Genomic DNA, 20,296 nt, shown 5'->3' on the forward strand with positions numbered 1-20,296 from the left:
GCCCTGAGCCCTGGCGGTCCGGGACAGGCTGTTGAGGCCTTTGCGGCGGTCGATGACGCGGCCTGACGCCTGCGGCCCATTGCAGAAAAATGCGCCCGACGTGCGTCTCCCGGGTCGCCGGCGTCGTCAGCATGGGTGCCAGACGCGGCGCGTTGCCGATTGTCTCGCGGGCTGGGACGGGTGCGGCAGGGGATCCGGAGAACGCGCGCTGTGTACGGCAGTGGTACTGAAAAATGGTCGGGGGGCGCTAGGAAAACCTCAAAGCGTTCGACCTTTTCCTAAGTGCCCGTCCGGAAAGTCTCGAAGACCACAATATGTGGAATACCGGCCCCCAGAACGAGCACCGTCCTTGGTACCCATAAGGGCTTTCCAGACAGACACTAAGGGCTGCAGATCGGGCAGGCCAGGGTCGTGCCGCGATCATTTGCCGCCGTCAGGTCGAGCTGCCAAAGCGTGCGCGGGGTGTCCGGCGCCACCTTGGGCTTGCCGCGACGGCGCGGCGCGAGTTTTTGGGCCGGCTGGTCCAGGTCCGGTGCGGTGCCGCTTTCGGGCGCGGCGTCGGTCTTTTCGTCCCCAGCCAGCCCGGGTTCGGCCACCGCCGCCGCCGTTCAACTCCCGTCAGGATCTCCTACCGTATCGTTCGACCCGCTTGCTGACGTCAGTGATGACGTCGTTACCGACGTCTGTAACGACAAACGCTACTCGTTACACGCCAGCGCGCAAGGCGGCCCAAACCGGCCGGTTACTCTGTCGCCTCCCCTCCCCTCCGCTCGCCCACGATTGCGCGCCGAGCCGCGCGCACCTACCCTGCTCGCCTTCCCTCCCCGCCGGAGCCCGCGCCATGCCGCTTCAGGGTCGCCGCGTCCTGTTGATCGTCACCGGCGGCATCGCCGCCTGCAAGGTGCCGGAGCTGGTGCGCCGGCTTCGCGAGGCCGGCGGCGTGACTGCCCTCGCGGGGGTGGTGATCGTGCAGCGTTGGAGCCGAGAGCGTCCGTCGGCGGCGGGGTAGGCAAGGGCGGATCGGATCACGCCGACGGCGCGCCCACACCGGGTCGGTGCCGGCCGCCGTGTGTCGCCGCCTCGGCGCCGATCCAATCCCGCAGGGCGTCGAGAAGGCCGACCAGCCCGGTCGCCGTCACCAGCGCGCCGACTGCCGCCAGCAGGCCGCGCATCAGACGCGCGCGGCCGAACAGGCGGGCCGAGGCGGTGCCGAACGCCGCATAGGCCATGAAGCTGACCAGCGCCACGCCCACCAGCGGCAGGAACAGCGCGGCCAGATCGGCGGTCCCGACCGCACCCGGCTCCACGAACTGGGGAAACAGGGCGATGAAGAACAGCACCGCCTTGGGATTGAACACCGTGATCAGAACGCCGGTCAGGAACCGCCGCCGCCGCTCCGCCGCCACCGAGGGCACGCCGTCCGCCGTCAACCGGGTGCGCAGGGCGGTACGGACCAGACTGATGCCGATCACCATCAGCACCACCGCGCCCACGCCCTGGGTGACCACGAACACGCGCGGGTCGATGGCCGTGACCGTGCGTAACGCGATATAGGCGGCGCCGGCCTGAAGGACGGTGGCCGCGACATTGCCCAGCGCCGTCGGCAGCGTGCCGAGAATGCCGAAGCGCGCGCCGTGGGCGAACGCCAGCGCCATGCTGGGGCCGGGCAGGATGGCCACGGACAGCGCGGTGATCGTGTAGACGACAAGGACGGTTGTGTCCATCGGCTTGCGTCCTTGGTTTCGGCCGGTGACCCGGCGCCAAGAGTCCAGAATCTATCGGCGTTTCAACCCACCGTGCAAACGATTCAGCCCGCCGGGGAAACGAAAAGCCGCGAGCCGCCTTCACGTCGCCAAGCCGAACCGCAGGGCCAGAAGCACGAAGGCGGCGGCGAAGCCGCGACGGCCCCAGGCCATCACGTCCGGCGGCTGATGACATGGCGGCACACGCGCGCCGCGAAGGCGCCATACCCGACGAAGACCACGAAGGTCAGCGCCATGAACACCGCACGCAGGCCGATCATGCGCGACAGCGGCGCCGCCGCGTCGGACGGCACGAACTGCGACAGGAAGGCCAGGAAGAAGATCGACAGCTTGGGACTCAGGATGTTGGTCAGAACCCCGCCGGTCACGACCTGGGTCAAGGGCTTGCTGTCGCCTTCGGGACTCACGGCCAGCGCGCCGTCATGCCGATACCGTGGTTCATGCCGGCCGGGGCGAACCGGTCTTGGCATGGTGGGATCGAGACAGTAGCCTTCGCCCGCGCGGTCGCTCACGACGGCGAGGCCCGAGCCTCTGACCGGAATGGGCGGGCGCTCATTGCACCGCCATAGCGGGAAAGGTCAATGCGCGTTCTTGTCTACAACGAACTGGTTCCCGAGAAGATTCCGAATTTCGACAAGGTCGTCCGCGCCCTGGGGGAACGCGATTTCGCCCGCGCCGATGTGCGCAAGCTGACGGACACGCTCTATCGCGCCCGCCTGAACAAGAGCGACCGTCTGCTGTTCTCGCTGTACCGGGCGCGCGGCGAGACCTGCTGCCTGATCCTGGAGCACATCCGCAATCACGCCTATGAGAAATCGCGCTTTCTCAGCCGGGGCGCCGAGATCGACGAGGAAAAAGTCCCCGCGATCGACGCGGACGCCGCCACGCCGGCCGGCGACCTGCCGCTGCTGGACCCGGACAAGCCGCGCTTCAACATCCTCGACAAGATCCTGACGTTCGACGACGAGCAGGAGGCCATCCACGCCCTGTCGCCGCCGGTCATCATCATCGGCTCCGCCGGCAGCGGAAAGACCGCACTGACCCTGGAGAAGATGAAGCAGATGGTCGGCGACATGCTGTATGTCAGCCTGTCGCCGTACCTGGTCCGGAATGCGCGCGATCTGTACTACGCCCGGAACTACACGAACGACGATCAGGAGATCGACTTTCTTTCGTTCCAGGAATTCCTGGAGAGCATCCGCGTGCCCGAGGGCCGCGAGGTCACGCCCCGCGACTTCCAGGCGTGGTTCGTCCGCCAGCCGGCGGCGCGCCGCCTGCGCGACGCCCACAAGGTGTTCGAGGAGATCCGGGGCGTCATCACCGGCCCAGTCGGCGACGCGGGGTGGCTGAGTCGCGAGGATTATCTCGATCTGGGGGTCAAGCAATCGATCTTCAGCGAGGAGGACCGTCCGGCGGTCTATGACCTGTTCGAGAAGTACCGCGGCTTCCTGCGCGAGTCGGGCCTGTACGACCCCAATATCCTCAGTCACGAATACGTGGGGGCGGTTGAGCCGCGATATGATTTCCTGGTGGTGGACGAGGTCCAGGACATCACCAACATTCAGCTTTATCTGATCCTGAAGTCGCTGCGTACCGCCGGCGAGTTCATCCTCACCGGCGATTCCAACCAAATCGTCCACCCGAACTTCTTTTCCTGGGCACACATCAAGTCGCTGTTCTTCGAGGAACGCGGGCTGTCGGGGGCGCACGACGGCGAGATCGTGCGCATCCTGCGCACCAACTACCGCAACACCCCGACCGTCACCGAGGTGGCCAACCGCATCCTGAAACTCAAGCACGCCCGGTTCGGGTCGGTGGACCGGGAGAGCAACTATCTGGTCCGCAGCGTGGCGCGGGAGCCGGGCCGGCTCCAGTTGCTGCCCCACACCCCGGAGGTCCTGAGCGATCTGGACGACCGCACCCGGCGCTCCACGCGCGTGGCCGTGCTGGTGCTGCACCCGGACCAGAAGGACGAGGCCCGACGCTGGTTCAACACCCCGCTGGTGTTCTCCATCCAGGAAGCGAAGGGCCTGGAATACGACAGCATCATCCTGTTCAACGTGGTCAGCGACGAGGCCAAGGCATTCCGCGAGGTCGCCCGGGACGTCGATCCGGCGGCCCTGGAGACCGAGACGCTCACCTACGCCCGCGCCCGCGACAAGCGCGACAAGTCGCTGGAAGTCTACAAGTTCTATATCAACGCCCTGTTCGTCGCGATCACCCGCGCCGTGCGCAACCTGTACTGGGTCGAATCCGACCACGGGCATCCTCTCATGGATTTGTTGCAGATGGCCCGGTTCTCGGAGGCCACCGTCTCGGCCGAGCGGGAGGACTCCAGTCTGGAACAGTGGCAACGCGAGGCCAGTCGCCTGGAGATGCAGGGCAAGACGGAACAGGCCCAGGACATCCGCGACCGCGTCCTGAAGCAGAAGCCGGTGCCGTGGACCGTGGTGGACCGCGCCACCTTCGACGTGCAGAGCGAGGCCGCGTTCGCCTCCGGTGCCCGCAAGCAGCTTCTGCCGGTGTTCGAACATGCCCTGCTGCACTGCTACCGGCCGATGCTCAACCGGCTCACCCTGGACGGCTTCAAGCCCGCCCTGGACCCCGAGGACAAGGCGGTCACCCTGTTGCACCAGAAACACTTCGAGGCCTACGCGTTCAAGAACCCGGGCGCGGTGCTGCGCGATGTGGAGCGGTACGGCATCGACCACCGCACCCCCTTCAACATGACCCCGCTCATGGCGGCGGCCCGCGTCGGCAATGTTCCGGTCGCGCAAACGCTCATTAAACGCGGGGCCGACCCCACCCTGACGGCCAACCACGGCTTCACCGCCGTGGACTTCGCCCTGGAACGCGGCCTGACCGACGAGCGGTTCGCCCGCCAGAAACTGCCCGAGCTGTTCGACCTTCTGGCGCCTCCCAGCATTGATGTCCAGGCCCGGGGCCGGCTGATCAAGCTCGACCGCCGCCTGATGGAATACGTCCTGCTGCGCATCATGGGGGCGCTGTTCTATCGCCGCCTGGGTCCCTGGATCGCGGAGAGATACGGACACAACGAGGGCTTCACGGCGAAGGCCCTCGCCGAGGTCGTCGCCATCCTGCCCGAGGATGTGCTGCCGGAGCGGCGCAAGCAGCGGACCTACATCTCAAGCATCCTGTCCAAGAACGAGGTCGATGGCACGTCGCCGTACAATCGGTTCCTGTTCCGGCGCTTCCGGCGCGGGCACTATATCGTCGACCCGGACTTGAAGATCCGCGCGGGTTCCGCGTGGGTCCCCTATTACCAGGTGTTCCGACCGGAGGCCTGGGGACCTGACTATCCGCCGGATTATTACGCGCGATCCGGACTGTTCAGCGAAGCCGACATCAAGGCCATGAACACCAGGGATATCGAGAGGGGGATGCAACAGTTGGCGGCGTTTCGCGCTGACGTTCTGGGGCTTAAAACGGATGGGGGAGATCCATAACCACAGTCGTCGTGAACGGGGGTGAGTGGCGTGAGACCGGGTATCCCGAAGCGGCATTTGCCGGACGTGCCCGTTCCTATTGTCCAGAGAACGTCCGACCCCGGCCCCACCCCCTCCGCCAGTTATGCTAGAAAACGCAGGATCCAAGCCCGGCTCCGGCCGGGTTCTTGCGTTGTTTCAACCTTAGTTCCGCAGTTGGGCGCCAAGGATTTGTGCGATCAGGGGTTTGTGCGCCATGGGAGGTTGCGGGCGCGTTTGCGCTTTTCTCGATGGGGTTCAAAGCCCTGCGTTTTGATAAAGCGCGCACCTTCGGAATCTGGGATTGTTGCGTTTACTTCCTTGTCTGGCCTCATGCGGGCACACCTCTCCCGTCAGGCGGCCAAGGTCGGCGCGCGGCGCAGTACACAAGGACGGCGCCCGCGCCGCCCTGATGGGGTTGGGCGAGGTCGTGGCCTGGATGGTCTCCAGCAAGGAGGCCAAAGAGAAGCTGTCTCCGCCGCCCCGCCTGCGCTCGGCCTGGATCAAGGCGGCCGACGACGGCTCCGCCGAATTCCGTGTCGCCGCCGCGCTGGCGAGTCTGGGGTGGCCCGACGGGACCGATCCCGATGCGTCACCAGGACAGGCGATGGCGGACGCTGAAGACGGTAACCCGCCGACCGACTCCGCGCCCGCGCACCCGTCCGATGAGGCGATCGACGGCGAGGACGATGAGGGCGGACAAGACGACCGCTCGCTCTGGTTCCGTTGGCAGGACCAAGCCAATCGCCTCCTGCCCCTGGCCGTGTGAGGCGCGGGCGGGCTGATGCGCACCATGGTCGGGGTGTTGGACCGCCGCCTGATCGAGCAGGCCACGCGTGGCCTGGAGGACAAGCCCCTGGCCGCCGCCGTGCCGGCGCGCCTGGCCAGCACGGCCGGTTATTTTGTTTTCGCTCGACCACCTTCACGCCTGCCGCACTCGACGCTGGCGACTTCCGGCGCGGTCATACCCCGGCCTCATTGAAGCCGCATTCGGCGCGCAAAGCCCATCCTATGAACGCTTCCAACCACGCTTCCCCGGTCAAGGCGCGCACGCTCGCCTTGGACGCGGGCAGGAGTGAATCCTCCGCCGTGAGTGCAATTTCACGGAGGAATCACACATTGATCCCGTCAGCAGGACTTGCAGATTAGAACAGGTCTTGATAATAGGGTCTGCCAGTTAGTCGGCGATGCTATCAATGGAAGATAGAAACAAGACCCTCACTCAAGGCTAAGACAGCGGTGGACGCTGCGGCACGCCGGACGACTGCGAGGATGGGATGGGTGGAGATTTAGGGCGACGTTGGCTGGCCCGCGTGGCTGGCCAAGGGGACATTTGCGCGACGGCCCCGCACCGGGAGCGGGCCGCCAAGGGGTGCCCGCGGCACGTCAGCGGCGCTATCGCGGCGATCCTGTTGCTGGTGCTGGCCGGGATGGTGACGCTCCCGTCGCCGTTGCGTGCGAGCGGGCCGCCGTCAGGCACGCGGGCCGATCACGCGATCGCGATCCGGACCACCGAGACCGTGACCGAAGGCGGCTGGGTCTGGATTCTGGAGCAGGCCAAGGCGGCGGGGATCACGCGCATCGACGTCCTGGTGAAGCAGGACGAAGACGACTATTACAGTCAGCGGACCGACCGGGTGCTGCAATCCGGCGAACTGCTGGTGGCGTTGCCGGGAGAGGTCACCGCCGAAGGCTGGGAAGACTCCGCCTGGCTGGAAGAAATGCTCGTCCGGGGCGACGAGCTGGGGATCGAGATCTGGGCCTGGTGGCCGGTGTTTCACGATTCCGTCGCGGCGCGCGCCTTTCCGGAGGCCGGCTATACCGCGGGCGACGGGTCGGTCTTTGTTGATGCGGCGGTACCCGCCGTGCGCAACTACCAGACGACTCTCCTGACCAAGCTGCTGGAGACCTATGCCTTCGACGGTATCTCGCTTGACTGGATCCGGTACGACACCTGGCCGGACGGTGGCGACGGACCGCTCGCCGAGGTGTACCGCGAGCGTACGGGCCAAACCTGGAGCGAGCTTGGACTGCGCGACCCGCTCAATCGGGCGATTTGGGGCGATATCCGCGAGACCAGCGTGGCCAGTTGGCTGGAAACCATGGTCCGCAAGGCCAAGGCGCGCTGGCCCGAGGTCGCCTGGGGCGGCTACCTGTTGCCGCCGCAGTTCAAGGAGGTCTCTCAGGACTATGCGGCGCTGACGGCCGCGGGCCTGGAGGCCGTGCAGCCGATGATCTACTGGTCGCTGTGGCACTATCCGGCCGTCTGGTCCGGCGAGGTGGTCGGGCAGCACGCGTTCTGGGCGCAACCCGACACCAAGCTGGTGCCCACCCTGGATCTGAACCGGCCGGACCAAGAACACATGGCCGCGGCGGCGGCCATGCGCACGGCCCCGGTATCAGAATACCTTTGGTACCTGGATACCGCCTGGACCGAACGGCACTTCAAGCGCGTCCGCACGCTGGCGCACCGGATGCGGGAAGCGCGGGCGCAGGCGGACCCCCACCATCTGGCGCTGCCCGACACACTGGACCAGGGTCCGACCCCCGCCCGGTTTCCACCCGACAGCACGGCCTGGACCCTCGTGCTGTTCGCGGCGTTGCACGATCAGGGGCTGCTTGCCGGGTCGGACCCGATCGTGCCGGTGCTGGCGCTTCACCGCTTCACGCCTGGGCCGGCGCGTGCGGACGGCCCGGCGTGGAGCAACAGCGCGGGCTACGTCCGACGGCTGTTCCGCTTCCTGGACGACCGGGGCTTTTCGGTCATCCCGTTGCGGGACCTTCAGGCCGCGATGCTGCAGGGCTACGCGCAGGATTTGCCGGCAAAAGCGGTCGTGTTGACGGTGGATGATGCGGCGCAATCGGTCGCCCGGCACTTCCACCCTCTGGCGGTCGAATTCGGATATCCGTACACGCTGTCCGTGATCACGCGCCCGCTCAATGGACCCGACGCCTACCTCGACGAGGCGAGAACCGACCCGCAAATGGATTGGGATACCCTGGAGCAGTTGGCGGACTCCGACCTTGTCCAGCTCGTCTCTCACAGCCATGCCTTGCACACCTATGTCGGTCAGGGGCCGGAAGGGACGAATCTGGAAGCCGCCGCCATGGCGCGGCGCTGGCTGGCGGACGCCCAGCGCACGGAGACGGACGCCGAGCGTTTCGAGCGGGTGCGGACCGATCTCGCCCGCTCGCGCGCCGCGCTGGAGTCTCTCACGGGCGCACGCGTGACCGTTCTGGCCTGGCCCTACGGGCGATTCGATCGGCTCGCCGAGCGCGCCGCGCGCGCCGCTGGATTCCGGCACTTCCTGCTGTTTGGCGGGTCGCGCTATGCCAAGCCCGCCTGGGCGCCCCACCGAATCGGCCGCATTCCGGTCGGCCGTGGGGAGGAGGGGGTGGCGCTGTCTCTGCCGGAGGATCCCGCCGTCGAGCAGGCATGGTGGCTCGCCTATCTGACCTACGCTCGGCACACGGCGGCGCGCCCGTTGATAGAGGCCGTCTTGTTGCAGCTCGACGACCAAGCGGCCGCCCATCCCGAAGCCGTGCTCGCGCGCGCGGCCCTGGACGTCCTCGCCGGGCGCACGGCCCGGGCGAACGTGCGGATCGCGCGCCTTGGCGCCGCCTATCCAGAGGACCGCGCATTCGCGCAGGCACTTCAGACATTCCGCGACATCTACCGCTTGACCGAGTGACCTCGAACGGCGGAACCAGGGGAGGCACTCATCATGCCGGAGTTCGTGGCCGACGGGCTTTTTGTGTTTTTGCTGGCGCATCCCTTCTGCGTCAGTGTTCTGTGGACCATTTACGGTCTGATCGACCTTGCGCGGCCTGCGGCCTCAAAGCGAGACCCGACCACCGACACGGCCCTGGATTACACCGTGATCATCCCCTTCTACAACGAGCCGGAAGGGGCATTGGTCAGCGCTCGATCGCTGGCCGGGGTCAGTCCGGAGCCGCGAGAGATTCTTCTGATCGACGACGGGTCCGTTCGGGGAATGCCGGACGATGTCGCGCTGCCCCGGAAGACGCGGGTTTTGCGGCTGGAAACGAACGGGGGCAAGGCCCGCGCGCTCAATGCGGCACTGCGTGCCGTCCGGACCGAACTCGTGGTCTGCCTTGATGCGGACACGCAGGCGGTCAGTCAGGACTGGCGCGTCATGTTGGCCCGGTTCCGCGACCCGACGCTGGGCGCCGTGACCGGCAAGATCTGGCCGGCACAGCCGACCCGGCTGATCCAACAGTTTCAGCACCTTGACTACGTTGCGGTGATCGGGCTGATCAAGGCGGCGGAGACGAACTGGGGCGCCCTTCTGACGGTCTCGGGCGCTTTTGTCGCCTACCGCCGTCGCGCCCTGGAGGCGATCGGCGGCTGGCGCGACTGCACCGCGACCGAGGACATCGACGCCAGTTGGCGCCTGCAAGAGTTGGGATGGCGCCTCGGCTACGAGCGGCGTTGGGTCTGCCAAGCGGAGATGGTGCCCTCGATCCGCGGGCTGTGGCGCCAGCGCCGACGCTGGAGCATGGGAATGGGTCGATGCGGGCGCGATCACCTCCTGAAGGCGGCCCGGCCGCGAGCGCGCCAGTTGCCGGTCGCCGTCACCGCAACATTCAATGTCGGCTGGATCTTCGCAAGCCTGGCGGCCGCCAGCGCGCTTCTTGCGGATTTTCTGTTCGCGACCGAGGGTGCGAGCCTTGGCTGGATCCCCGAAGCCGAGGATCTGTCGATCTACCTGCTGGGCAGCGTGGTGATTTTCAGTGCCCAGTTGATCTGCGCCGCGGCGCTTGACGGCAAGCCCTGGACAGCCTACGCGCGGCTATTTCTTCTCGGCCCATTCTACCCATTTTACTATTGGAGCCTGCTGTTCACCAGCTTTCTGGTCGGGTTCCCTCTCGGCCTGATGCGTCGCGATCGGGGGAAATGGCGGCGAACCCTGCGGCAGCGCGAGGCCGCCCTCGCGGAGGTGCGCGCATGATGATGACACTGCGCCGGATCGGGGCGATGCTGGCCCTGCTCGCCGGGTATGGCCTGATCCTTGCCGGAATCGCGACCGTGCTGGGTCCGCGCTGGAGCGGCGGGCTGGAGCCGGCCTTGGTTCCGGGCCTTCTGTTGACGGGGTTCAGTTCGTGGTGGCTGGGATGCCGCCTGGCGGCCGGACCGAGCCACGGGCCGCCCGACGGTCTGGCTCTACCGCGAACAGTTGGTCCCGGCGAAGGTGGTCGAGGACCTGTTCGCCCCGTTCGACGGCGCTCCGCGCGACCTGGGCTTTCTGGCGATAGGCGGGCCGATGATCGATGCCGCCATCGTGCCGGGGCCGAAGCAGCGCAACACGCGCGAGAACAACGTCACCATCAAGGCGGGTGAGGCGCCGCAGGATTGGGAGGACAAACCCGCCAAGCGCCGCCAGAAGGCCACCGACACGGCCCAGGCCGTCGCCGCCCTTTTCGCCGCCATCGGCGCGTCGACCAACCCAGCCGATTTCGAACCCGAGAGAGGCCAGACGTGACCGATTCAATCCGACGCTCTCGCCCACTCTGTGCGCCCGAACAGTCGCGACGCGCTGTGTGGGCTGGTTAGCGCTTCTATCCTTGCAATGGCAGTTGGCTGATGACGCGCCACAGAGCGGACGCTTCCACGCTCGTGACTAAACCCATTTCAGGTCTTCCTGTCCTAGGCATGGGGACCTGGACTACGTTCAACGTGGGCGAGGATGACGGCCCATCTCGACGATGCGCTGGCCATCGGCTTCATCTTCACGGCCCTCAGCATAGTCCGATCTTACCTGCTGCGCCGGCTGTGGACAGCGCCGCCCCGGCTCCTCCGAGGCGGCGTGTCGGACCCAGTATGACCCAGGTCAGGCGAGGACCACATCCGGGTCGGTGCGTTAGACCCGGCCGCGTTCGCCCTCCTTTTCGGAGGTGACGGTCAGGCCCAGTCTCTCCTCAGGGCCTCGGCGAAAGGGCCGCGAACCGTATGCGGCTGCCATCCGGTGGCCTCGACCAATTCGGCGATGGTGGCTCCCTCGGGCCGCCGCAGCATGTCAACCACGAAGGCCTGCTTGGTGTCGCCCCGGACCCGTCGGGTGGCGGGCTCGGCCGACACCGTCTCGGTGGGTTCCGTGGGCGCGTGCTCCGAGGGCGCGTCGTCGCCCACGGGCCAGAACGGGTGGTCTTGACGAGCGTCACCGTCTGGGCCAACGGGGATCTCCCGTCAGGGCCGGATGGAAGACGAGAAGGAGTGCATCCTGGTCATCGCCGAAGCCAAGAGAACGTCCGGTTTCGGGAACGAGGCCGTGCGATCCGAGCAACCGACTTGGGCGCAAATCTGAAGCTGATGAGTCGTACCCGTTTTGGGTCACCGATGCATCAGTTGTCACACCAGGATGGTGGCGTCTGCGCGGCTTTGCCGCCGCGCGTCGGGCTCTCGTGAACCGAGCCGCCTCTCGGCGTCTCGGCCTACGCCCTCGATCCCTGCCGCAAGGAAGACAAAGGAAACTTGGGCGACGGTGCAGGCGGTCAGCGGCCGCCCGACGAAGCCTGCCGTCTGTCCGCTGAAAGCCTGCCCGACGATGGCCTTTTCGGTCTCCAATGTCGTCCGGGTCCTAAGCGCGCGACCATCCCTGCAGGTCTCCGGAAGGCCGTGGACCCGCGCCGCGCCGGTCCAACCCCGCGCCCCGACAAATTTCCCCTGGCCGGGTCTTTTGAAAAGCCCATCGTCGCGTCCCGCGCCGATGGGTGGGGGTCATTCCTCGCGGAACAAATTTGCCGGGCCCCGGAGCCGATTCAGGGGAATCGTCTCCAGACCCATAATACCGTGCGACGATAGGAACGACTCGTCCGGTCAGGATCACTTCGACGCACCGATGATGCCGAGTCTTTGTTTTTGTCGCCGCGGCGCCCCTTAGGGGCGCGCGGCTCCGGGCGTCCGGTAAGGTCACGCTTTCCGGAGGCCGGACTCACACCGCCTGACTGTGCCGTTTCTCGCCCACGTTCAGGTATTTGTCGAACTTGGCGCACACCGCCCGCACCAGCGGCCGGCCCAGGTCGGTGACGCGCAGCCGCCAGCCGTCGCGCACCACCACCCCGTCGCCTTCCAGGTCGGCGAGTTGCGACAGTTCGGGCTCGAAGTCGGCGGGCGAGGCGCCGTATTCCGCCGCCACCGTTTCCAGGTCCACGCCCATGTCGCACATCAGGCGTTCGATGATGGCGCGGCGCAGCTTGTCCTCGTGCTTGACCTCCAGCCCGCGCGTGATCGGCGGCGTGCCCTCGCGTACCGTGCGCTTGTAGGCGCCGATCTCGCCCTGGTTGCCCACGTACCCTTGCGGCAGCGAGCCGATGCCCGACGCACCGAAGGCGATCAGGGCCGGCGCGGTGTCGGTGGTATAGCCCTGGAAATTGCGGTGAAGGGTCTGCTTGTTCAGGGCCAACGCCAGTTCGTCGTCGGGTGCCGCGAAGTGGTCCAGGCCGACCGTGACATAGCCGTTGTGCTCGAACCGCTTGGAGCCGTTGAGGTACTGGCTCCAGCGCTCGGGCACGCTGGGCAGCGCCTCTTCCGGGATCATCTTCATGTGCGTGCGCATCCACGGCACGTGGGCATAGCCGAAGTACGACACCCGGTGCGGTTTCAGCGCCAGCGCGCGGTCGATGGTCCGTTCGATGCTTTCTGTGGTCTGGTGCGGCAGGCCGTACATCAGGTCCATGTTGATGTCGGTGATGCCGTGTTTGCGCAGCCAGTCGATGACCTGGACCACCTGCTCGTACGGCTGGACGCGATGGACCGCCTCCTGCACCTGCTCGTCGAAGTCCTGCACGCCGATGCTGGCGCGGGTGACGCCGACGGCGGCCATGGCCTTGACGTAGTCCTCGGTGGCCGTGCGCGGGTCCATCTCCACCGCGATCTCGGCGCCGTCCAGCATGTCGAAGCGCGCGCGCAGGTGGGTGATCAGGCGCTGGAAGTCCCCGGCCGACAGCACGGTCGGGCTGCCGCCGCCGAAGTGCATGAACTTGAAGCCCATCTTGGCGGGCAGCAGGCCGGCGATCAGGTCGATCTCGGCCAGAACCGCCTCCAGGTAGTCGGCGATCGGCTCGTAGCGCTTGGCGATCTTGGTGTGGCAGCCGCAGAACCAGCACATCTCCTCGCAATAGGCGATGTGGGTGTACAGCGACAGCGGCGTCGCCGGGTCCAGCTCGCCCAGCCAGCGCGCATAGGTCTCCGGGCCGACCTCGGGCGAGAAGTGCGGGGCGGTGGGGTACGAGGTATACCGGGGCAGCCGCAGATCATACTTCGCGGCCAGGTCCTGAATGGTCATGATGAGGCGTCCGTCCTTTCCAGATGGGCCGCATTTTAACGCGCCTGGGGCGGCAAAAAACCTATATTTTCCGTAAGAGCCCGCCGGTCAACCGGGAGAACTGGCCCCATGCCCCGCTTCGCCGCCAATGTGTCCCTGCTGTTCACCGAGGTCCCCCTGGCCGAGCGCTTCGCCGCCGCCGCGCGCGCCGGGTTCAAGGGGGTCGAGTGCCAGTTCCCCTACCAACTTTCCGCCGAGCAGATCGGCGACCTGGTGGCCGTGAGCGAGCTGGCCATGGTGTTGTTCAACGCACCGCCGGGCGACTGGGCGGCGGGGGAACGCGGGCTGGCGGCGCTGCCCGGGCGCGACTCGGAGTTTCGCGACGGGCTCGACTTGGCGCTGGACTACGCCGAATTCCTGGAGTGCGAGCAAATCCATGTGATGGCCGGCGTGGTGGCCGAGGAGGACTGGGGGCCGGCACTGGACACGTATCTGGACAACCTCGCCTGGGCCGCCGACCGAGCACGCGAGCAGGGCGTGCGCATCCTGATCGAGCCGATCAACCCGGTGGACATGCCGGGGTACTTCCTGACCCGGCCGGAGGACGCCCTGCGCGTGATCGAGGACCTGGACCACCCCAACCTCGGCCTGTTGTACGACGTCTACCACGCGCAGATGGAACGCGGCGCGCTAACCGACACGCTGGAGGCCGCCCTGGCCCACATCGCCCACATCCAGATCGCCGGCGTGCCCGGCCGTCACGAGCCCGACGCCCAGGGCGAGATGAACTGGCCCTATCTGTTCGACCTGCTGGACGCGCACGGCTATGCGGGATGGATCGGCTGCGAATACCGCCCCCGCGCCGGCACCCTGCCCGGCCTGCGCTGGGCGCGGCCGTGGGGGATTGGGGCCTGACATGGCCACGCAGCCTCCCGACACACCCCACGACGCCCTCTTCCGGCCCTTGCTGTCCGATCCCGGCGACGCGGCGGTGCTCTTACGCGAGCAGTTACCGACGGAGATCGCCGGCTTGATGTCCGATGACCCACCGCGTCTGCTCGACGGCCATTTCGTCGACGCGCATTTGCGAAACAGCACCGGGGATTGCTTGTTCTCGGTGACACTGCGGACGGGGCGACCCGCATTCCTGTACGTGCTGCTGGAACACAAGAGCACGCCCGATCCGCGTACGCCGTTGCAAGTGTTGGGCTACATGGTGCGCATCTGGGAACGCCACGTGCGGGAACACCCCGGCGATGCGAGCCGGTTGCCGCCGATCCTGCCGCTGGTTCTGTACCACGGCCAGGCCCCGTGGCGCGTGCCGACATCGCTCTTGGACAGTCTGGACCTGGACGACGACCTGCATCCGGTGGTTCGAGATTTCCGCTATACGGTGCGCGACCTGGGCCGCATGGCGCCGGAGTCGCTGTCGGCGGCGCCGCATGTGCGCGCCGTGCTGATGGCCCTGCGCATCGGCACTGGCGATGACGCGCCGCTGGACCGGCTGGTCGAGATCGTAGCCGCACTGCCGGACAACACCCTGTTGGAGCGCCAGGTGATCCGCTATATCCTGCATGTGGTCGCACGGTTGACAGGGGCCGACTGGCATCAGGTCGCCGTCCGCGCCAAACCGCAGCGGGAGGACGCCATGGTTTCGCTGGCCGCGCAGGAATGGATGGCACAAGGACGCCAGCAGGGGCTTGAACAGGGGCTTGAACAGGGGCTTGAACAGGGTCGGACAGAAGCCATGCGCGAGTCCGTGGCCGAGGTTCTAGAAAGCCGGTTCGGGCGGTTGCCACAGGCCACCCGGGATCGGCTGTCGGCGCTGGCGCTGCATGACCTCCGCCCCTTGTTGGCGCGGGCGGCAACGGCGCCGACGCCTGAGGCCGTGTTCGACGAGTCTTTCCGGCACTAGGCCCGCCAATGCCCCGCCTGACCGCCGGCCTGCGCGCCCGCGCCATCCTGCGTCTGGTCGAGACGCGCGGCGGCTTCGCGGCCGTGGCCCGGCGGGGGGATGACACCGCCGGCGACCTGCTGTTGCGCGTACGCGATCCGGCGGGCGGGGTGGACCTCTACAGCCCGGCCACCGCTCCCGACGGCACCGCCGGCTGGATGCGGCTCGGCCGCCCCGGTTTTGCCGACGCGGCCGCCGCCGACGCGGCCATCGACCGCGCCATCACCCGCGATCCCGACCTGTGGGTGCTGGATCTGGAGCCGCCCGAGCCGGGATTCCCGCTCGACGACCCGGTGCTGGACACCACCCCGGAACCCGACCCGACCCGTGCGGCGGCGGAAGCCCTGTTCCGCGCACGGCGCGCTTGATCCAACCTGACCGCTCGGGCATCGTCCGGCCGTTTCCCGTTCGCGGCCCGGATGGCGCCGCCCCTGGAGGTGATTGGCGTGGCCGCCTCGCGTATCGCAGAGTCCTTGTCGGCGGTTCGTCCCCTGGACGGGCCGCCGGTGCGGTTCCTGGTGGTGGATGGCTACCCGGCGGACCGACGCCGCGCCATCGAACAGGCCGGCGCCACGGTCGCCGGCGCGCTCTACTGTCAGGTGCTGCTGGCCCTGGCCCCGCCCGGCTCGCGTTGCGCGGTCGTCCAGGCCGCCGACCCCGGGGCCGAGGCGCTACCCGGCGGCCTCGACTGGGGCCAGATCGACGCCGTGGCCTGGACCGGCTCGGCCCTCAGCCTCACCGCCATGACCCCGGAGGTCACGCGCCAGCTCGACCTGTCGCGCGCCGTATTCGACACCGGCCGGCCCTACTTCGGCAGTTGCTGGGCCTTGCAGGTCGCCGCCGTGGTCGCCGGCGGCACGGTCGAGGCCAACCCACGCGGGCGCGAGGTTGGCGTCGCCCGCAAGATCGCGCTGACCGAGAGCGGCCGGACGCATCCCCTGTATCGTGGCCGACCGTCGGTGTTCGACGCGGTGGCCATTCATACCGACGAGATCACGCGGCCGCCGCCGGGCTGTGTCATGCTGTCCGGCAATGCGATGAGCCCGATCCAGGCCGCCGAGATCCGCCATGGCAACGGCGTCTTCTGGGGTATTCAGTACCATCCCGAATTCGACCTGCACGAGATCGCGCGGCTGGTGACCTTGCACACCGACGCCCTGATCGCCGCCGGCCTGTTCGCGGACCCGGAGGCCGTCAGCCGTTTCACGGCGGAGGCCGATGCCCTGGCCGTCGATCCGGCGCGCCGCGACCTGGCGTGGCGTCTGGGCGTGGACCGCGACATTCTGGACCCCTCGACCCGGTTGACCGAGGTCCGGAACTGGATCGAGCATCAGGTGTTGCCATCGCTCGGCAATCGGTAAGCGCCGTCCCGTTCCAATCCGTATCATCCCAATCCGTATCATCGTCGTTTCCGCCCCACCGGAGCCCCGCCGTCATGTGGCTTACGTTCCGTTCCATTGCCTCTTTGCTGATCGGCGTCAGCATCATGTTCCTGGGCCAGGGCCTGTTGGGGACCCTGCTGGGCGTCAACCTGGCCGCCTCCGACCTGCCCTCGACGGTGAGCGGCCTTGTGATGTCCGGCTACTTCCTCGGGCTGGTGCTGGGCTCGCTGTTCGCCATCCATATCATTCGGCGGGTCGGGCACATCCGGGCCTTCGCCGCCCTGGCCTCGATCTTTTCGGCGGCGGCACTGACGCACGCGTTCTTTTCCGACCCGATCCTGTGGGGCGTCTTGCGGGTGATCGCCGGCTTCTGCATGGCCGGCCTGCTGATGTGCACCGAAAGCTGGTTGAACGAGAAAGCCACGCGCGAGACCCGGGGCACCGTCCTGTCCCTGTACATGATCGCCACCTATCTGTCCCTGGGTGTGGGGCAGTTCCTGCTGCAATTGGGGGATACCGCCGGCTATATGCTGTACGCCTTGGTGTCCATCCTGCTGTCGATGGCCCTCGTGCCGGTCGCCCTGACCACCATGCCCGGTCCGGCGTTGCCGACCCCGCGCCGCTTCGGCATCACCCACCTGTTCCGGATTTCACCGGCCGGCGTGATGGGCTGCCTGGGCTCCGGGCTGGCGCAAGGCGCGTTCTACGGCATGGGACCGCTGTTCGCGCGCCAGCTCGGGCTGGATCTGGCGGGCACGGCGGCGTTCATGTCGGCCGTCATTCTTGGCGGGCTGGTGCTGCAATGGCCCCTGGGGTGGATGTCCGACCGGCTGGACCGGCGCCTGGTCATCGTGCTCGTCAGTCTGGCCATGGCGGCCTCCGGCGCGGGCGTGGTGGCGCTCAGCTTCGGCGGCCTGGATGCGGATTCGTTGACGTTCGTGGCCAGCCTGCTCGGCCTGTCGGCCCTGTTCGGTGCCCTGTTGAGCACCCTGTATCCGCTGGCCATCGCGCTGGCCAACGACTGGATCGAGCCGCAGGACATGGTGCCGGCCAGCGGCGGCCTGCTGCTGGCCTACAGCATCGGCGCGGTGGCCGGGCCGATCGCCGCCTCGCTGCTGATGGACCTGATCGGGCCGGCGGGCCTGTTCGTCCTGGTGGTCGCCGTGGGGATCGTCGTGGCGATCTTTACGTGGGTGCGGATGCAGATGCGCGAGTCCGTGCCGATGGAAGAGCAGGCCCCGGTGCAGATCGTGCCGCGCATGACCGCCGTGGCCTACACCCTGCTGCCGACCGAGGACGAGGACGGCCAGCTCGCCTTCGACTTCGACGCCCCGCCCGACCCGGTCAACGATCCGGACGCGGACCCGGCGGTCGAGGCCGAGGCGGCCGCCTGAGGACGCGCGCATGGCCTCCCGCCCCCGTACCCCGGCGCCCGCGCCGCCGACCCGGCCGGAAACGCACGCCCGCCTCGCCACGCACGCGCCGCGCACGTGGCAGCGGATGCTGTCGGGCCGGCGGCTGAACCTGCTCGACCCCTCACCCATGGACATCGAAATCGGCGACATCGCCCTGGGCCTGTCGCGCAACACGCGCTGGAACGGCCAGACCGAGGGCGATCACGCTTGGTCGGTGGCGCAGCATTCGGTGGTCGTGGTCGAGGTGGTGCGCCGGCTGCTCGCCCCCCGCCGCGACAGCGAACTGGAGATGGCCGCGCTGCTGCACGACGCCTCCGAATACGTTACCCACGACCTGATCACGCCCTTGAAGGCGGTGGTCGGCGACGTCTTCAAGGAGGTCGAGGACCGCCTGATGGTGGCCGTGCATCTGCGCTTCGGCCTGCCGCCGCGCCTGGACGTGGAGCGCAAGGCGCTGGTCAAGCGCGCCGACCTGATTGTCGGCGCCACCGAGGCCGTGCAACTGGCCGGCTTCCGCGCCGGCGAGGTCAAGACCCTGCTGGGCATCAAGGAAAAGCCCTGGCCGGACCTGACCTTGACCCCGCTGCCCTCGCGCGAGGCGGAACGGCGCTTCCTGGAGACGTTCGAGGCCATCGGTGCTAGGCTGGCGCTGGAGCGGCGGTAGGGGGCGGTATGCGGATCATTTCGCGCGGCTCGGTTTGTCGGGACACATGCCGAGTACGATCGCATCGACGCGGAGTCCATCTGATGCCGCCTGTCACCGTCCATCCCATCCGCACCGACGCCGACCACCGGGCCGCCCTGGCGCGGATCGAGCATCTGATGGCGGCGGACAACCCGGCCGACGACGATGAACTCGCCGTGCTGGCGGCCCTGGTCGAGGACTGGGAGGATCGGCATATGCCCATGGATCCGCCCGAGCCCCTGGCCGCGATCCGTTTCCGCATGGAGCAGCAGGACATGACCCTCGACGATCTGGCGCATCTGTTGGGCGGACAGGCCGAGGCCGAGGCGGTCTTGGCCGGTCGGCGCGACCTGACCGTGCCCATGATCCGCGCCCTGCGCGACCATCTGGGGATCCCGGCCGATGTTTTGATCGGCCATGGCCCCGCGTCGGCGGCGTAAGCCATCGCGTTGACTGTTTCGGGTTGATTTCCATGCCCATCACCCTGCGTCCCCTGACCGGCGCTGACCTGGAGGCCGCGTTGCCCGATCTGGCGCGGTTGCGCATCAGCGTGTTCCGGGCCTTCCCGTACCTCTATGACGGGGACGAGGCCTACGAGAGACGCTACCTGCGCACCTACGTCGAGACCCCCGGTGGCGTGCTGATCGCCGCGCTGGATGGCGACCGGGTGGTTGGCGCCGCGACCGGTGTGCCGCTGGCCGGCGAGCCGGAGGACGTGCGCGCCGCCGTCGCCGCCGCCGGCCTGGACGTGGCGACCACCTTCTACTTCGGCGAATCGGTTCTGGAGCCGGCCTACCGGGGCCAGGGGATCGGCGTGCGCTTTTTCGAGCACCGCGAGGCGCACGCGCGCGCCCTGGGCGGGTTCACCCATGCCGTCTTCTGCGCCGTCGAGCGCCCCGTCGATCACCCGCGCCGCCCGCCGGGCTATCAGCCGCTGGACGAATTCTGGCGCCGGCGCGGGTATGCGCCGCTGCCAAACGCCCGCTGCACGTTCTCATGGCGCGACCTGGACGACGCAACGGAGAGCCCCAAGCCGATGGCGTTCTGGGGTCGCCGCCTGGAGACGGAACAGGCGCGGACCGGCGCCTGACCGCTTTCCCTGACCGACCGGCGCGCGGTCGTCGGGTCGTGTTGGCGTGGGGATCGAATCCGGGGGATGCCTTCTCGGTTCGCTATTGCAGGACCGTCGACGCCGCAACGCCGGCAAGACGCCCGCGGGGCGGAGTCGGCGCGCGTCAGCGGGCCAATCCGCCGCCCGGACCGTGGATGGAGGCTTGCGCATGGGACGCGAAGGCGGCCTGCGGGCTCTGGGGGCCGCGCCATGGGC

At 67.9% G+C, this 20,296-nt stretch carries 20 protein-coding genes and 1 pseudogene; 15 read left to right on the forward strand and 6 right to left on the reverse strand.

Features of this window, described 5'->3' with window-relative positions; translation table 11 throughout:
- Positions 1 to 380: 380 nt before the first annotated feature.
- Positions 381 to 596, reverse strand: a complete 216-nt coding sequence (locus tag Q0309_RS01865) for a hypothetical protein (RefSeq protein WP_299436855.1) — start codon at positions 594 to 596, stop codon at positions 381 to 383.
- 245 nt (positions 597 to 841) lie between these two features.
- Here Q0309_RS01865 and Q0309_RS01870 point away from each other — a divergent pair, with 245 nt between their 5' ends.
- Complete coding sequence (locus tag Q0309_RS01870) at positions 842 to 1,009, forward strand: hypothetical protein (RefSeq protein ID WP_299436857.1); 168 nt, start codon at positions 842 to 844, stop codon at positions 1,007 to 1,009.
- Positions 1,010 to 1,025: 16 nt separating this feature from the next.
- Here Q0309_RS01870 and Q0309_RS01875 read toward each other — a convergent pair whose 3' ends face one another.
- Both Q0309_RS01875 and Q0309_RS01880 read right to left on the reverse strand, forming a co-directional pair.
- Positions 1,026 to 1,724 carry a LysE family translocator gene (locus Q0309_RS01875; RefSeq protein ID WP_299436859.1) on the reverse strand — a complete coding sequence of 233 codons (699 nt, stop codon included), beginning with the start codon at positions 1,722 to 1,724 and terminating at the stop codon, positions 1,026 to 1,028.
- Positions 1,725 to 1,915: 191 nt separating this feature from the next.
- A complete protein-coding gene (locus Q0309_RS01880) occupies positions 1,916 to 2,275 on the reverse strand; it encodes a LysE family transporter (protein ID WP_299436861.1) in 360 nt (119 codons plus the stop codon).
- Between the two features lie 69 nt (positions 2,276 to 2,344).
- Here Q0309_RS01880 and Q0309_RS01885 point away from each other — a divergent pair, with 69 nt between their 5' ends.
- The 6 genes and pseudogenes from Q0309_RS01885 to Q0309_RS01910 form a co-directional block, all read left to right on the forward strand.
- Positions 2,345 to 5,230 (forward strand): ankyrin repeat domain-containing protein, encoded by a 2,886-nt coding sequence (locus Q0309_RS01885; protein ID WP_299436863.1) that lies wholly within the window; start codon positions 2,345 to 2,347, stop codon positions 5,228 to 5,230.
- Between the two features lie 457 nt (positions 5,231 to 5,687).
- Positions 5,688 to 6,017 carry a hypothetical protein gene (locus Q0309_RS01890; protein ID WP_299436865.1) on the forward strand — a complete coding sequence of 110 codons (330 nt, stop codon included), beginning with the start codon at positions 5,688 to 5,690 and terminating at the stop codon, positions 6,015 to 6,017.
- A gap of 15 nt (positions 6,018 to 6,032) precedes the next feature.
- Positions 6,033 to 6,230, forward strand: a complete 198-nt coding sequence (locus Q0309_RS01895; RefSeq protein ID WP_299436867.1) for a hypothetical protein — start codon at positions 6,033 to 6,035, stop codon at positions 6,228 to 6,230.
- Between the two features lie 448 nt (positions 6,231 to 6,678).
- Positions 6,679 to 8,940, forward strand: a complete 2,262-nt coding sequence (locus Q0309_RS01900; RefSeq protein ID WP_299436869.1) for a polysaccharide deacetylase family protein — start codon at positions 6,679 to 6,681, stop codon at positions 8,938 to 8,940.
- 33 nt (positions 8,941 to 8,973) lie between these two features.
- Positions 8,974 to 10,221, forward strand: a complete 1,248-nt coding sequence (locus Q0309_RS01905) for a glycosyltransferase (protein ID WP_299436871.1) — start codon at positions 8,974 to 8,976, stop codon at positions 10,219 to 10,221.
- 177 nt (positions 10,222 to 10,398) lie between these two features.
- Positions 10,399 to 10,656, forward strand: a pseudogene (locus Q0309_RS01910) (IS5/IS1182 family transposase); the annotation flags it as partial.
- A gap of 515 nt (positions 10,657 to 11,171) precedes the next feature.
- Here Q0309_RS01910 and Q0309_RS01915 read toward each other — a convergent pair.
- From Q0309_RS01915 to hemN, 3 genes are all read right to left on the reverse strand, one after another.
- Positions 11,172 to 11,399, reverse strand: coding sequence for a DUF3489 domain-containing protein (locus Q0309_RS01915; RefSeq protein ID WP_299436873.1), 228 nt, complete (start codon positions 11,397 to 11,399; stop codon positions 11,172 to 11,174).
- A 219-nt stretch (positions 11,400 to 11,618) separates the two neighbouring features.
- Complete coding sequence (locus tag Q0309_RS01920; RefSeq protein ID WP_299436875.1) at positions 11,619 to 11,834, reverse strand: hypothetical protein; 216 nt, start codon at positions 11,832 to 11,834, stop codon at positions 11,619 to 11,621.
- Positions 11,835 to 12,201: 367 nt separating this feature from the next.
- Positions 12,202 to 13,554: an oxygen-independent coproporphyrinogen III oxidase gene (gene hemN, locus Q0309_RS01925; protein WP_299436877.1), complete on the reverse strand. Its 1,353-nt coding sequence runs from the start codon at positions 13,552 to 13,554 to the stop codon at positions 12,202 to 12,204.
- A 108-nt stretch (positions 13,555 to 13,662) separates the two neighbouring features.
- On the opposite strand from hemN, the gene otnI reads away from it, so the two are divergent.
- From otnI to Q0309_RS01965, 8 genes are all read left to right on the forward strand, one after another.
- On the forward strand, positions 13,663 to 14,448 hold the full coding sequence (gene otnI / locus Q0309_RS01930) for a 2-oxo-tetronate isomerase (RefSeq protein WP_299436879.1): 786 nt from the start codon (positions 13,663 to 13,665) through the stop codon (positions 14,446 to 14,448).
- A gap of 1 nt (position 14,449) precedes the next feature.
- Positions 14,450 to 15,448, forward strand: a complete 999-nt coding sequence (locus Q0309_RS01935; protein WP_299436881.1) for an Rpn family recombination-promoting nuclease/putative transposase — start codon at positions 14,450 to 14,452, stop codon at positions 15,446 to 15,448.
- Between the two features lie 8 nt (positions 15,449 to 15,456).
- On the forward strand, positions 15,457 to 15,855 hold the full coding sequence (locus Q0309_RS01940) for a DUF1491 family protein (RefSeq protein WP_299436883.1): 399 nt from the start codon (positions 15,457 to 15,459) through the stop codon (positions 15,853 to 15,855).
- A 78-nt stretch (positions 15,856 to 15,933) separates the two neighbouring features.
- Positions 15,934 to 16,848 carry a type 1 glutamine amidotransferase gene (locus Q0309_RS01945; protein WP_299436885.1) on the forward strand — a complete coding sequence of 305 codons (915 nt, stop codon included), beginning with the start codon at positions 15,934 to 15,936 and terminating at the stop codon, positions 16,846 to 16,848.
- 74 nt (positions 16,849 to 16,922) lie between these two features.
- Positions 16,923 to 18,263, forward strand: coding sequence for an MFS transporter (locus Q0309_RS01950; RefSeq protein WP_299436887.1), 1,341 nt, complete (start codon positions 16,923 to 16,925; stop codon positions 18,261 to 18,263).
- A gap of 10 nt (positions 18,264 to 18,273) precedes the next feature.
- Positions 18,274 to 18,948, forward strand: a complete 675-nt coding sequence (locus Q0309_RS01955; RefSeq protein ID WP_299436889.1) for a YfbR-like 5'-deoxynucleotidase — start codon at positions 18,274 to 18,276, stop codon at positions 18,946 to 18,948.
- Positions 18,949 to 19,031: 83 nt separating this feature from the next.
- The gene (locus Q0309_RS01960) at positions 19,032 to 19,409 is read left to right on the forward strand and encodes a transcriptional regulator (RefSeq protein WP_299436891.1); all 378 of its coding nucleotides are present in this window, start codon (positions 19,032 to 19,034) and stop codon (positions 19,407 to 19,409) included.
- Positions 19,410 to 19,441: 32 nt separating this feature from the next.
- Entirely contained in the window at positions 19,442 to 20,059 is a 618-nt protein-coding gene (locus Q0309_RS01965) for a GNAT family N-acetyltransferase (RefSeq protein WP_299436894.1), read from the forward strand.
- Positions 20,060 to 20,296 lie beyond the last annotated feature (237 nt).

It is taken from the genome of uncultured Rhodospira sp. (assembly GCF_937138205.1).
Lineage (GTDB): Bacteria > Pseudomonadota > Alphaproteobacteria > Rhodospirillales > Rhodospirillaceae > Rhodospira.

Coding starts and splice junctions, on each gene's coding strand:
- Q0309_RS01870 (WP_299436857.1), top strand. CDS start 842: ATGCCGCTTCAGGGTCGCCGCGTCCTGTTGATCGTCACCGGCGGCATC.
- Q0309_RS01875 (WP_299436859.1), bottom strand. CDS start 1,724: ATGGACACAACCGTCCTTGTCGTCTACACGATCACCGCGCTGTCCGTG.
- Q0309_RS01885 (WP_299436863.1), top strand. CDS start 2,345: ATGCGCGTTCTTGTCTACAACGAACTGGTTCCCGAGAAGATTCCGAAT.
- Q0309_RS01890 (WP_299436865.1), top strand. CDS start 5,688: ATGGTCTCCAGCAAGGAGGCCAAAGAGAAGCTGTCTCCGCCGCCCCGC.
- Q0309_RS01895 (WP_299436867.1), top strand. CDS start 6,033: ATGCGCACCATGGTCGGGGTGTTGGACCGCCGCCTGATCGAGCAGGCC.
- Q0309_RS01900 (WP_299436869.1), top strand. CDS start 6,679: ATGGTGACGCTCCCGTCGCCGTTGCGTGCGAGCGGGCCGCCGTCAGGC.
- Q0309_RS01905 (WP_299436871.1), top strand. CDS start 8,974: ATGCCGGAGTTCGTGGCCGACGGGCTTTTTGTGTTTTTGCTGGCGCAT.
- hemN (WP_299436877.1), bottom strand. CDS start 13,554: ATGACCATTCAGGACCTGGCCGCGAAGTATGATCTGCGGCTGCCCCGG.
- otnI (WP_299436879.1), top strand. CDS start 13,663: ATGCCCCGCTTCGCCGCCAATGTGTCCCTGCTGTTCACCGAGGTCCCC.
- Q0309_RS01935 (WP_299436881.1), top strand. CDS start 14,450: ATGGCCACGCAGCCTCCCGACACACCCCACGACGCCCTCTTCCGGCCC.
- Q0309_RS01940 (WP_299436883.1), top strand. CDS start 15,457: ATGCCCCGCCTGACCGCCGGCCTGCGCGCCCGCGCCATCCTGCGTCTG.
- Q0309_RS01950 (WP_299436887.1), top strand. CDS start 16,923: ATGTGGCTTACGTTCCGTTCCATTGCCTCTTTGCTGATCGGCGTCAGC.
- Q0309_RS01955 (WP_299436889.1), top strand. CDS start 18,274: ATGGCCTCCCGCCCCCGTACCCCGGCGCCCGCGCCGCCGACCCGGCCG.
- Q0309_RS01960 (WP_299436891.1), top strand. CDS start 19,032: ATGCCGCCTGTCACCGTCCATCCCATCCGCACCGACGCCGACCACCGG.
- Q0309_RS01965 (WP_299436894.1), top strand. CDS start 19,442: ATGCCCATCACCCTGCGTCCCCTGACCGGCGCTGACCTGGAGGCCGCG.